Source organism: Microbacterium sp. AC026 (assembly GCF_979258475.1).
Genome location: NZ_OZ409857.1, coordinates 1,998,900 through 2,011,357 on the forward strand (window position 1 = coordinate 1,998,900; position 12,458 = coordinate 2,011,357).

The window sequence follows — 12,458 nt, forward strand, 5'->3', positions numbered from 1 at the left end:
GTGAACGAGAAGATGATCAGTGCTGATGACACGACCCGTGCTCGACGAGGAGGACGCATGCCGAAGGACATCGCCGCGACCGCCGATGAGTCCGCCCGACCCAGCGAGGCCGTGAACCCGACACCCGGCGGCCGACCCGCCGCGCGTGACGACATCCTGCGCGTCGAGGATCTGCGCGTCGCCTATCGGATCGGCGACCGCGAGGTCGATGCGGTGCGTGGGGTGAACCTCAGTGTGGGCCGCGGAGAAGTGGTCGCGATCGTCGGCGAATCCGGATCCGGCAAGAGCACGGTCGCGCAGTCGATCATGAACCTCCTCGCGCCGAACGCCGAGGTCACCGGCGGGCGCATCGAGTTCGACGGCGAAGACCTGATCCCGCTGAGCGAGCGCCGCTGGCGCAGCATCCGGGGCCGTCTGATCGGACTCGTGCCCCAAGACCCCGCGCTCTCTCTCAACCCGGTGCGACGCGTGGGGGTGCAGGTGGCGGAGCCGCTGCTCGTGCACGGACTCGCGACCAAGCACGACGCGCATGATCGTGCCGTCGAACTGCTCGAGATGGCGGGACTGACGTATCCGGCCGAGCGGGCGAAGCAGTATCCGCACCAGTTCTCGGGCGGCATGAAACAGCGTGCGCTGATCGCGGGAGCGCTGGCCGCGCAGCCGAGCCTGATCATCGCCGACGAGCCGACGAGCGCCCTCGACGTCACCGTGCAGAAGCAGATCCTCGACCACCTCGCGAACCTGACGCAGGAGCTGGGCACCGCGATCCTGCTCATCACCCACGACTTGGGCATGGCGGCCGAGCGAGCCGACCGGGTCGTCGTCATGAAGCAGGGCGAGATCGTGGACTCCGGACCGGCGGCGCAGGTGATGACCGCGCCGACGCACGAGTACACCCGCAAGCTCATCGCCGCCGCACCACGGCTGAGCGCGCATGAGCGGCGGACGGCATCCACCCAGGCCCGCATCGAGTTCGGCGGCGAGCCGATCGTCCGCGTCTCCGAGCTCACCAAGGTCTTCCCGCTGCCCAAGGGCGAGGGCGAGCGCCGCTCGCTGACCGCCGTCGACGCCGTCTCTCTCGAGGTGCGGCGCGGCGAGACGCTCGCCGTGGGCGAGTCGGGGTCGGGCAAGAGCACGCTCGCGCGACTCGTGCTGCGGCTGGAGGAGCCGACTTCGGGATCCATCTCGTTCGCCGGCGAAGACATCACCCACCTCAAGGGCGAGAAGCTGCGTCAGCTGCGGCGGCGGTTCCAGATGGTCTACCAGAGCCCGTTCGACTCCCTGAATCCGCGCATGACGATCGAGCAGCTCATCACCGAGCCGCTGCTGTCGTTCGGCGAGGGCGATCGGTCGTCGAGGTCGAAGCGCGCCGTCGAGCTGTCGGAGCAGGTCGCTCTTCCCGACGGGATGCTGGGTCGGTTCCCCGACGAGCTGTCCGGCGGCCAGCGGCAGCGCGTGGCCATCGCCCGCGCTCTCGCGCTTGACCCGGAGTTCCTCGTGCTCGACGAGGCCGTCTCGGCGCTCGACGTGTCGGTGCAGGCGCAGATCCTCGCGCTGCTCGACGAACTGCAGCGCGAGCGCGAGCTGAGCTACCTCTTCATCACGCACGACCTCGGTGTCGTCGCCGAGACCGCCGACCGCGTCGCCGTGCTCAAGCACGGCAAGCTCGTGGAGTGCGGCGATGCCGCGCAGATCTTCACGAGCCCGCAGGAGGAGTACACGCGGATGCTGATCGAGGCCGTTCCGGCGTTCTCCGCCTGACGCTCGCCCTCGGTTCGACCGCGCGTGAGTGGTCACTTTCGCATCCCGTACGGCCACTTCAGGTGCATTACTGACCACCCACGGCACAGGCATCAGGCGCCAGGCGAGGCACAGCGGCGACAGTTCACTTCGCGCTCCCCGCGCGTTCACCTCGGACGCCTATCTTGAGTGCGGTCGCGCGAACGCGGCTAAGAATCAGACAGATCGTTGTACGTAAACCACAACATCGCGGTAAAGTCGGATCAGACATACCTCGATGACGAGAAAGGCGACCATGGTCGACATCCGAAAGAAGCGCTGGTCTCTCCTGGGAATCGCTGCGGTGGCGGCCGTGACCCTGACCGGCTGCGCAGGCGGCAGCACCGAGACCGATGGCGGCTCGAGCGACGGCGGGTCGGATGCGACCCTCATCGTCTACACCAACTCGAACAGCGACGGCCGTGGTGAGTGGATCACCGAGAAGGCCGCGGATGCCGGCATCGACATCGAGATCGTGGGCCTCGGCGGCGCCGACCTCACCAACCGCATCATCGCCGAGAAGAACAACCCCGTCGGCGACGTGGTGTTCGGTCTGAACAACATGTTCTTCGAGCAGCTCAAGGCCGAAGAGGCGATCACGGCGTACGAGCCCGAGTGGAGCGGCGAGGTTCCGGCCGATGCCGGCGACCCCGCTGACGGCGCGTTCTGGCCGCTCGTCGAGCAGGCCATCGTCACGGTCTATGACGAGAACACCATCACCGACGCCCCCTCCGATGAGGAGGACCTCTGGACCGACGAGGAGTACGCGGGCCGCTACGAGGTCAACCCGGCGCTCGGCCAGGCCACCCCGCAGCTCGTGCTCGCCAGCATCCTGTCGCGTTACCTCGACGAAGACGGCGACCTCGGCGTCAGCGACGAGGGCTGGGACCTGGTGAAGTCGTACTACGCCAACGGATCGCCCGCGGTCGAGGGCACCGACCTCTACGCCCGCATCACGCGTGGCGAGATCGACTACGGCGTGCTGCCCTCGAGCGGCATCGCGGCGCGCGACGAGGAGTACGGCACGAAGACCGGCATGATCGTGCCCGACTACGGCGTGCCGTATGTCACCGAGCAGATCGCGCAGATCAACGGCACCGGCAATGAGGAGAAGGCCCAGGAGTTCATCGACTGGTTCGGCAGCGCCGAGGTGCAGGGCGAGTTCGCGGCCGAGTTCAACTCGATGCCCGTCAACGAGGGTGCGGTCGAGCAGGCCAACCCCGAGGTCGTCGAGCTCATGGGCACCCTCGACCGTCAGGACATCGACTTCGGCTTCGTGAGCGAGAACCTCGGCGCCTGGGTCGAGAAGGTCACGCTCGAGTACATCGGCTGATTCTGCACGACACCACCCTCCTCTCGCACTAGCCGGAAAGACACCATGATCCGTTTCGAAGATGTCGAGGTCGCGTTCGGCGATCACCGCGCGGTCTCGCACCTCGATCTGGAGATCCAGGAGGGTGAGTTCTTCACCCTCCTGGGTCCGTCCGGATGCGGCAAGACCACCGCCCTCCGCACACTCGCCGGGTTCGTCGAGCCGACGGGCGGTCGCATCCACATCAACGGCCGTGATGTCACTCGCGTGCCGAGCGAGAAGCGCGGCGTGGGGATGGTGTTCCAGAACTACGCACTCTTCCCCAGCATGAACGTGCGCGAGAACATCGCGTTCGGCCTCTCGATCCAGAAGACGTCGAAGGCCGAGCAGCGTCGCCGCGTCGACGAGATCGCCGACCGCACGGGGCTCGCTCCGTCGCAGCTCGAGAAGAACGTCTCGGAGCTCTCGGGCGGGCAGCAGCAGCGTGTGGCCATCGCCCGCGCTCTCGCGCTGACCCCCAGCATCCTGCTGCTCGATGAGCCGCTGTCGAACCTCGACGCGAAGCTGCGCGTGCAGCTGCGCGAACAGCTGAAAGACCTGCAGCACGAGGTCGGCGTGACCACGGTCTACGTCACGCACGATCAAGAAGAAGCGCTCACCCTCAGCGATCGCATCGCCGTGCTCGACGCCGGCACGCTGCAGCAGGTGGGCACTCCCGAGGAGATCTACGACCGCAGCGCGACGCCGTTCGTCTGCCGCTTCATCGGCGAGAACAACCGTCTCAGCCCGGCGCAGATCACGAGCCTCGGCGGCGGACTCGACGCCACGGCCGAGAGCTACGTGCGGCCCGAGAAGCTGCACCTCGCCGAGGCGGGCGACAGCTCGACGGCATCCGCGTCGCTCGCCGGCACGATCGTCGATCGCACGTACCACGGCAGCCACAGCGTCTACACGGTGACGGCAGAGGATGCTGCGCTGCGCGTCAGCGTTCCCGCTGCGGCGAGCGCGCGCCAGTGGGACCCCGGCGACGCAGTGCGGGTCGACGTGGACCCGCGCTGGATCCTGCAGTATCCGGCGGCGTGACATGTCGGATGCTCGGAACCCCCAGAACCCCTCACACCCCGCGGTCCCGCCCTCAGCGGCCGTGACCGGAGAAGCCGGCTCCTTGACGACCAAAGCTGTCGTCGAGGGTCAGACGGCGGGACCGCGGCTCAACAAGAGAGGGCGCCCCGGCAGCGTGAAGGCGATGCTCCGCTCGCCCCTCGCGTGGATCACGGGCATCATCGTGATCTGGTTCGCCGCCGCGTTCCTCGTACTTCCCAACGCCGCCCTGCTCGGGGTCACGTTCTTCCCCGACGGGCAGTTCAGCATCCGTGCCGTCGAGAAGCTGTTCGGCAGCGAGCGTGCGCTGAAGACCCTCGGCAACAGCTTCCTGCTCGCGGTCACGCTGTCGATCACGGTCAACGTGGTCGGTGTGTTCATCGTGCTGGTGACGAAGTACTTCCAGGTGCGCGGGGCGAAGATCCTCTGGCTCGGCTATGCCACGACCCTGATCTACGGCGGCATCGTGCTGGCCGCCGGCTACAACTTCATCTACGGCCGGTTCGGGTTCTTCACGAACATGATGGTCAACTGGTGGCCCGACATGGACCGCGACTGGTTCTCGGGATACTTCGCGGTCGTCTTCGTGATGACGTTCGCGACCACGACGAACCACATGCTGTTCCTCTCGTCATCCCTCGGCAAGGTCGACTACGCGTCGATCGAGGCGGCGAAGCTCATGGGAGCGTCCACCTGGACGATCCTGCGCCGCATCGTGCTGCCGGTGATGAAGCCGATGCTGTTCGCCGTCACGGTGCTCACATTCCTCATCGGACTCGGGGCGCTGACGGCTCCGCTCGTGCTCGGCGGACCCGACTTCCAGACGGTCGCGCCGCTGATCATCGACCTCTCGCGCAGCCCCATCACGCGTGATATCGCAGCTCTCCTGGCGATCGTGCTCGGCATCGCGACGATCATCCTGCTCGCGGTCATGAACCGCTTCGAGAAGTCGGGCGTGTACTTCTCGGTCGCGAAGGTGGCGACGCCGATCCAGAAGCAGAGGATCCGCAACCCGTTCGCGAACGTCGTCGTGCACGTCATCGCCTACCTGCTGTGGGTGATCTACCTGATCCCGGTCGTGCTGATCGTGATCTTCTCGTTCGTCGATGCGCGCAGCATCCTCGCCGGGTCCATCACCCTCGACAGCTTCACGCTCGACAACTACATCACCGTGTTCTCGAGCGCCGAGGCGATCCGTCCGTTCATCGTCAGCGTCGTCTACAGCGCCGTGGCCTCGCTGGTCGTGGTCGGCGGTCTGCTGTTCGTGGCGCGGATGCTGCAGAAGCACCGCAACCTGCTGACCACCGCGATCGAGTACGTGCTGCACATCCCGTGGATCCTGCCGATCGTGCTGATCGCGCTCGCCCTGGTGACCGCGTTCGACGAGCCGCGGGCGATCGTGGGCGGATTCGTGCTCACGGGCACGCCGATCCTGCTGCTCATCGCGTACATCTGCGTGAAGATCCCGTTCACGCTGCGCCTGCTCAAGGCCGGGTTCGCGTCCGTTCCCGATTCGCTCGAAGACGCCTCGCGCATCCTCGGTGCGAAGTCGCTGACGACGTTCCGCAAGGTGCTGGTGCCGCTGGTGCTGCCGACGGCCGCGGCGATCACGGCGCTGAACTTCAACAGCCTGCTCGACGACTACGACGCGGCGATCTTCCTCTACCACCCGCTGTTCAAGCCGCTCGGTGTGGCGATCCAAGAGAGCACGCGCGGCGAGAACAATCTCGACGCGATGCCGATCACGTTCGTCTACACAGTTCTGCTGATGATCATCATGGGTGTCACCATGTATCTCGTGTATGGACGAGGTTCGCGCGCCGGAGCGCCCCGCAAGGCCAAGAAGGCGCGCGCGTGAGTGGTGCATCGCCTTCGGATGCTCCGGGGCTGCGTGTCACGGTCAGCGATGTCGCGGCGGCCGCCGGGGTCTCCCGGGCCACCGCGACCAGGGCGTTGAAGGGCGAGGGGCGCTTCGCTCCTGAGACGCAGGAGCGGATCCTCGCCGAAGCCGAGCGCCTCGGATACGTGCGCAACACAATGGCCGCCGAGCTCGCCGCCGGCCGCACCGGAACCGTCGGACTGATGCTGCGCGACGCGAGCAACCCGGCCTACGGTCTGCTGTTCTCGCGGCTGCAGGATGAAGCACACAGGCGTGGCCTCGACCTCGTGACCGTGACCATTGGCGCCGACGAGCAGGGCGCCGAGCAGGTCAACGCGCTGCACCGGCTGCTCGGCATGCGCGTCGCCGGACTCATCGTCGCGACCGGTGGCATCACGGCCGCGCAGCTCGAGCCGTTCGCCGACCAGGTGCCGATCGTGCGCGCGGGGCGGGTGGAGACGGCCGAGGGGATTCATACCGCGCACTACGACGATCCCTCGCATGGGCGGATGTTGGCGTCGCATGTTCTGCCGTTGGGGCACCGTCGGGTCGTCGTGCTCTCCGGCGCGGAGGACGTGTCGTTCGCGGAGCATCTGCGGGCGTCGGCGATGGAGTCGACGTTGGTCGCTGGTGGGGCGTCGGTAACTCGGGTGTCTGCGGGGGCTGCCCCGACCGATGGAGTGGATGAGGCGCTGGATGCCGTGCGCTCCGGAGCGACCGCCGTCATGTGCGCGTCCGACTATCGGCAGCTCGCGGTCATGCGCGCTTTGCGTGCTGCGGGGTTGTCTGTGCCCGGCGATGTGAGCGTGACGGGGTGCGACGGCATCCTGCCCGGTGCCGACCTGCTGGGGCTGACGACACTGCGGATTCCGGTCGAGGCCGTCGCGGCTGCGGCTGTGGAGACGATGCAGCGGTTGCTCAGTTCTGATGCTGATTCGGATTCGTCGGAGACCGTGCGGCAGCCGTTCGTAGGAACCCTCGTGCCCGGGTCGACTGCCGCTCCCGTCTGACTTCTGTCCTGTACTTGTTCGTCGTCTCACTGGAAGAGAAATGATCCTCACCGAGCACTCTCGCCCATCGCACACCTTCGTGCACATCTCCGATACGCACCTTCCCGGTGAACGCGCGCCGCTGTATGGCAGCGGCGCGGATGCCGATGCGAATCTCGCTTCTGTGTTGTCGCGGTTGGTGTCTTCGGGGCTTCGCCCTGACGCTCTGTTGTTCACGGGGGATCTGGCTGACCGGGGCGACGCGTCGTCGTATCGGCGGTTGCGGGAGCTGGTCGCGCCGGCGGTGGAGGCGCTGGGGTGCGAGGTCGTGTGGGCCATGGGCAACCACGACGAGCGCGGGGCGATGCGGGCGGAGTTGGGGCTCTCTCTGGAGACGCCGGTTTCCGGTACCGCAGGTGCCGGTTCGGATGCCGTGGTCGAGGTGCGGTGGTTTGGCGGGATGCGGGTGATCGTGCTGGATTCGACGGTTCCCGGGCAGCACTGGGGTCGGGTCGATGAGGCGCAGTTGGAGTGGTTGGCGGCCGAGCTGGCTACGCCCGCGCCGGCGGGTTCACTGCTGCTGATCCATCACCCGCCACTGCCGACGGTGCTCGACCTTGCGGTCACTGTGGAGTTGCGTGAGCAGGCGGCGCTGGCCGAGGTGCTGGCGGGGTCGGATGTGCGCGGGATCCTGTCGGGCCACGTGCATCACCCGTCATTCGGGACGTTCGCGGGGATTCCGGTCGCGGCCGCGTCGTCGAGCGCCTACGGGCAGGATCTGGCACAGCCGGTCGGAGCGACGCGTGGCCAGGATGCTGCGCAGGGGTACAACCTCGTGCACGTGTATGACGGGACGATCGTGCACTCGGTCGTGGGGCTCGAGGTCGGAGCGGATGTGGGGGAACCGGTGGCGGCGGAGGAGGCCGGGAGAAGGATCGCTGGGCGGGGGATTAGCTGGCGGGAGCGACCCCTCGGTCGTTGAGCGGGTCAGATGTGTCACGGGACGCGAGGCGGTCAGAGCGGTTGGGTCATAGTCGCACTGATGGCAGGGCCCGTGCCCTGGTCAGTCTTCCGTCAGCCGCCAACAAACCCGGACATGACAACAGCGAAGCCGGCGGCTTCGCACGCAGCCGCGAGGTCCGCGGTGGGGTCATGCGCTCCTAACGCGAAGGCCCCGAGAAGCGATTGCCCATCAGGAGCCGCCTCTTTCACGGCGTCGACCGCGTCGGCTATCGGCCCGTGGTCGGCACTAGGGGTGTTGCTGAGAACCCGAGAGGCGAGGTCCGCCCACAGGTCCAGCTCGTCCTGACTCATGCGATCGGTTTCGAACGCGGCTCGCGAGTTGTAAAGAATGGTCCGCACGTCGCCTAGCGCCGCACAGGTTGCTTCATCATCTGCGGCAGTCGACGTCGGTGTGGGTGTCGGCGTTGCTGTCGAGGGGTGCGCCGTCGAGGTCTCGTCCCCTAGGTTCGGGGACGAAGCGCAACCGGTCAGACTGCCGAGCACCAAGACGACGAAGGCGGCGCCATAAAGCGGGAGGCGGCCGGTTCGAAGGAGCGACATGGCTTCAACTTACTCGTCCGGCCGGCAGCGGCAGGACGCCATGAGGGTAGAGGATGTGCGGTAGCTGGTGTCGTAGTGCAGGCATTGGATAGCGTGCGGTCATGTGGAAACGCACAAACGTCCTCACGGTCGCCCTCGTCTCTGCCTTCTGCACTGCAGCGCTCGTCGGGTGCACGGCCTTGGCTCCAGAAGCTGTCGAAAAACCAGCGACGGTCACAACAGCGGATGGTGCAAGCGCGGAGCCAGGGCCCAGCGGGACGCCAGTGCCCGAAGAATCGCCAGAATGCCGGCTGCCCCGCGGCGATTCCACGATCTTGAGCGATGAGCTGCTTGATGTGGACCTATACGCGGCCATGGCCGATTTCGGCGCGCGGGCGGGAGCTGAAGGCACAGTGAGCTACGCGGAGGATGGGACTCTCGCTTCGTACTTGGTCGCACCGGGGATTCCAAGGATGCAATCCGCGATCGGCTCTGCGTTGGGCACTACTCGTTCGAGGCGCTGAATGCGGTTCGACGCGGCAGCTTGCACTCGGTGGAGCCGACGAATCAGGCGTACCTGACACCGCTGTATGCGGGCGACACGCTGAATCTCAGCCCCTACACGATCACGAGCGTCGGAGACGTCAACGGTGAAGTTCACTCATACGACACCATGTTGATCCTGCCCCCACAGCGTTGAGACTCCAACGGCCCTGCCCCGCAGCGGGCGGTAACAGGCAGATCAGTGGCCCCAAGACCGCGCAGAGTCAACCACCTACGCATCACTTCGAGCCGTGCGAAGTGCTCCCAACGCGCGCAGTGACTCCCGAAGTCCCGCCACTCCCGTGAAGTGATGCGTCAGCATCCCGAGCTCCTCCGCCCCGACGAGCTTGCTCGCCGAATCATCGGTGAAGAACACCTCCTGCGGTGCGAGCTGCATCTCATCGAGCACGTGCTGGAACGCCCGCGCGTCGGGCTTCGTCCACCCGATCTCAGCGGAGTTGAAGACAGACTCGAAGTGAGAGCCGAGGTTGATCGAAGCGACCTCGTCCGGAATAGTGTCGGTCCCGTTGGTCAAGATCGCAGTGCGGATGCCGTTCGCTCGCAGTTCATCGACAAGGTCGAGCACCTCCTCGTCGACGCGGAAGGGCTGACTCCCCCATCCATCGGCAGCCTCAGCGTTGCCGAGCTCTTCACCGATCCGCTCAACCCACTCGCGGCGAGAGATGCGGCCGGTCGTCACCTGCTCGAGATGGTGTGGAGCGAAGGCGATGGCCTCGATGGAGCCTGGTTCGAGTTCGTGAGCTCGCTCAATACTTGCGACGTTCTCCGACTCGAAATGACGGACGACGCCATCGAGGTCGAAGAGCACGGTACGGATGGAAAGCACCGGATCACCATAGCTGTCCGCCAATCCGCGCACGACAGCTCTCAGATGGACCGAAGTTGCTGAAGCTTCGCCGAAGCGAGGCTATACGCCTCTTGCCCTGACAACTTCGGCGCGGGGACGCGGATCAGCCGGTACCCCATTGCGGGTGCCACGAGATCTCGCAGAAGGTCGTTGTACGCGCGCTGGCGCGCTCTCCCGAAAGGTCCCGGGAAACCCTTCGCAGTCTTGGAAGCGCGGTACTTATCAGCCACCGATCTCCACTCCCGGCAGAGTTCGAGGTACTCGGTCTCGATGTCGCTTGCAGCGCCTAGAGACTCCCGAATAGTCAGTGCTCGGAACGACGTGAAGTGCTGGACTTCGTCGACCTCAACCATCGTTCCTGACGCCACATGGAAGAGGTCGCTCGGAAGAGTGCGGAGTTGCTTTGATCGCTGTTCTCGTTCGTCGCCCCCGAGTTGTTCGAACACTCGCTGCAACGCGGGCTGAACAGCCGCAGCCTGCGGCGGGAGTTCGAGGTGGCCGTGCGTGTTCAGCCATTCGACCCGCGGCGTGCGGACGAGTGCAATCCCGTCAGCACTTGCCATCGCAGATACCGCAGCTTCGACTTCACCGACGGGCATAGCGTTCCTTCCTCGTTCTCACTGCTCGGAGTGAAGCGAAAGGCTCCGACCCGGTTGATCGCGGGGTCGGAGCCTTTTGACCGTAGAGACGAATTACGGCTGAATGAATGCCTCATCAGCGAGGATGCCAGGCTGCACCCGGACGAGGAAGGTCTCCCCGTCCGGCACGAGGAACGCCTGCGATCCGGTGGCCGAAGCGTCGGTGTACAGCTCGTCGAGGCCCATACCGTCCGTAAGCACCACGAGAGCGTCATAGCCGTTGACGACGTTCCCGGTCGAAGTGACGAGGTCGAGCATCACCTCGGCCGCGTAGCTAGAGTCAGCACCCTTGTACGTCACCGTGTAGTTGACGATCACGTAGTGCGAGCCTGCCGGAGCCGGCTCGTTGAACTGATTCGCCTCGGACACGACGGCGTTTCCGTCGGGGTTCACCGAGTTGACGACGACACTCCAGTCGCTGTTACTGATCTCCGTCCCCACCGGAGCCGGGTTATCGCGAGAGCCCTGAGCGGCCTCCGCAGGTGCCTCTTCGGCCGGCTCCTCGGCTGCGTCCTCCTCGGGCTGCTCCGACTCGGCGGGCTGGCTGACCGTGGTGTCACCACCTCCGAACGCGTCATTCGCCGCGTTCGCGATGACTCCGAGGAACACGACGACACCCACGATAGTTCCGATGATCGAAACGATGAGTCCGACGATGCCGAGCCACTTCTTGTCCCCCTTGAGGAACAGAGAGACGATGCTCAGCACGAAAGCGATCGGCAGCAGGATCCAGCCGACGATGAGCGCGCCGGGGATGCAGGCGAAGATGAAGCCAACGGCCGCGACGATTGCGGACGCGAGGGCAAGCACGTTGAGCTTCTTCTTCGTCGGAGGCTCAGCGGAGGCAGGGTCGAGGGTCGCGACGGGAGCCCGAGTCTCGGCCTCGTCGGCGAAGTTCCCCCATTGCTGACCATCCCACCAGCGCTGACGGCCAGAGCCGTCGTCGTACCAGCCGGCGGGAGTTTCAGTCGGTGTTGTCATGCGCTCATCCTGGCAGAATGCTGTGAGCGATTCGGCTCGCGTTGCAGGTTCGTTACGAGCGAATCGGTCGATCCCCTGAACCGTGATTGAACCTAAGGGCAAGCGGCGGAAGCTCGGCCCGTGCGATAGGAATCTCCCGTCCTCGTGAGGCTTGTCGAGCGAATCAGCCAAGATCGAACCATGACCAACCTCCCCTACCTCAGCCTGTTCGCCATGCCGAAGCCTGTCCGCATCACCGGACGCAGTTCGAGCATCACGAACTCCTTCGTGAACGGCGTCATTCCCGTCGTGGTTCCGACGGAGGCCGAAGTGCGGGAAGCCCTGAAGATTCTCGGGATGCTCGAACGCGTGACCTGCTCCTACTGCGGCGACACGAGTACCGAGTGGGATCACCTCCGCCCACTCGTGGAGCGCCAGCGGCCCACGGGGTACATCTCTGAGATCCACAATCTTGTGCCCGCGTGCGGGAAGTGCAACCAGAGCAAGGGCAACAAGCATTGGCTCACCTGGATGCGCAGCACCGCTCGGCTGTCGCCTACGGCTCGGGGCGTCGCTGACGTCGAGGAGCGGATAGCGCGACTGCAGGAGTATGAGGACCGCGGCGTTCCTACAAAGATCGACTTCGAAGCAGCCGCTGGCGCTGACCTGTGGGAGAAGCACTGGGCCCACCACAAGAAGCTGCTGGCGCTCATGCGCGTGGCCGACGAGGAAGCTCAGGAGATCCGAGTGCGAGTCCGAGCAGCCTACGCCGAGCAGCGCGCTGCGCTCGACTGACGCAGCCACCCCGATCGCTCGCGGCTTGGCCCCGGATGCGCGAACAATGTGC

11 protein-coding genes are annotated in these 12,458 nt (G+C 65.8%); 7 read left to right on the top strand and 4 right to left on the bottom strand.

Annotated features, from left to right (window positions below; all coding sequences use genetic code 11):
• Positions 1 to 57 precede the first annotated feature (57 nt).
• The 6 genes from ACZZ93_RS09910 (at position 58) to ACZZ93_RS09935 (ending at position 8,042) form a co-directional block, all read left to right on the top strand.
• Complete coding sequence (locus tag ACZZ93_RS09910) at positions 58 to 1,761, top strand: dipeptide ABC transporter ATP-binding protein (RefSeq protein WP_463510980.1); 1,704 nt, start codon at positions 58 to 60, stop codon at positions 1,759 to 1,761.
• Between the two features lie 274 nt (positions 1,762 to 2,035).
• Positions 2,036 to 3,112, top strand: coding sequence for an extracellular solute-binding protein (locus tag ACZZ93_RS09915; protein ID WP_463510981.1), 1,077 nt, complete (start codon positions 2,036 to 2,038; stop codon positions 3,110 to 3,112).
• 45 nt (positions 3,113 to 3,157) lie between these two features.
• Entirely contained in the window at positions 3,158 to 4,174 is a 1,017-nt protein-coding gene (locus ACZZ93_RS09920; RefSeq protein WP_463510982.1) for an ABC transporter ATP-binding protein, read from the top strand.
• An 82-nt stretch (positions 4,175 to 4,256) separates the two neighbouring features.
• Positions 4,257 to 6,050: an ABC transporter permease gene (locus ACZZ93_RS09925; RefSeq protein ID WP_463510983.1), complete on the top strand. Its 1,794-nt coding sequence runs from the start codon at positions 4,257 to 4,259 to the stop codon at positions 6,048 to 6,050.
• Positions 6,047 to 7,081, top strand: a complete 1,035-nt coding sequence (locus ACZZ93_RS09930) for a LacI family DNA-binding transcriptional regulator (protein WP_463510984.1) — start codon at positions 6,047 to 6,049, stop codon at positions 7,079 to 7,081. Before ACZZ93_RS09925 ends, ACZZ93_RS09930 begins: the two co-directional genes overlap by 4 nt.
• Before the next feature lie 40 nt (positions 7,082 to 7,121).
• Positions 7,122 to 8,042 carry a metallophosphoesterase gene (locus tag ACZZ93_RS09935; RefSeq protein WP_463510985.1) on the top strand — a complete coding sequence of 307 codons (921 nt, stop codon included), beginning with the start codon at positions 7,122 to 7,124 and terminating at the stop codon, positions 8,040 to 8,042.
• A 92-nt stretch (positions 8,043 to 8,134) separates the two neighbouring features.
• On the opposite strand, the gene ACZZ93_RS09940 is transcribed toward ACZZ93_RS09935, so the two are convergent.
• The 4 genes from ACZZ93_RS09940 to ACZZ93_RS09955 form a co-directional block, all read right to left on the bottom strand.
• Positions 8,135 to 8,623 (bottom strand): hypothetical protein, encoded by a 489-nt coding sequence (locus ACZZ93_RS09940; protein ID WP_463510986.1) that lies wholly within the window; start codon positions 8,621 to 8,623, stop codon positions 8,135 to 8,137.
• A 754-nt stretch (positions 8,624 to 9,377) separates the two neighbouring features.
• On the bottom strand, positions 9,378 to 9,992 hold the full coding sequence (locus ACZZ93_RS09945) for an HAD family hydrolase (protein ID WP_463510987.1): 615 nt from the start codon (positions 9,990 to 9,992) through the stop codon (positions 9,378 to 9,380).
• Between the two features lie 41 nt (positions 9,993 to 10,033).
• Positions 10,034 to 10,612: a DUF7255 family protein gene (locus ACZZ93_RS09950; RefSeq protein ID WP_463510988.1), complete on the bottom strand. Its 579-nt coding sequence runs from the start codon at positions 10,610 to 10,612 to the stop codon at positions 10,034 to 10,036.
• A gap of 93 nt (positions 10,613 to 10,705) precedes the next feature.
• Positions 10,706 to 11,632 carry a DUF2510 domain-containing protein gene (locus tag ACZZ93_RS09955; protein ID WP_463510989.1) on the bottom strand — a complete coding sequence of 309 codons (927 nt, stop codon included), beginning with the start codon at positions 11,630 to 11,632 and terminating at the stop codon, positions 10,706 to 10,708.
• 180 nt (positions 11,633 to 11,812) lie between these two features.
• Here ACZZ93_RS09955 and ACZZ93_RS09960 point away from each other — a divergent pair, with 180 nt between their 5' ends.
• Entirely contained in the window at positions 11,813 to 12,406 is a 594-nt protein-coding gene (locus ACZZ93_RS09960) for an HNH endonuclease signature motif containing protein (RefSeq protein WP_463510990.1), read from the top strand.
• The last annotated feature ends 52 nt before the right edge of the window (positions 12,407 to 12,458 follow it).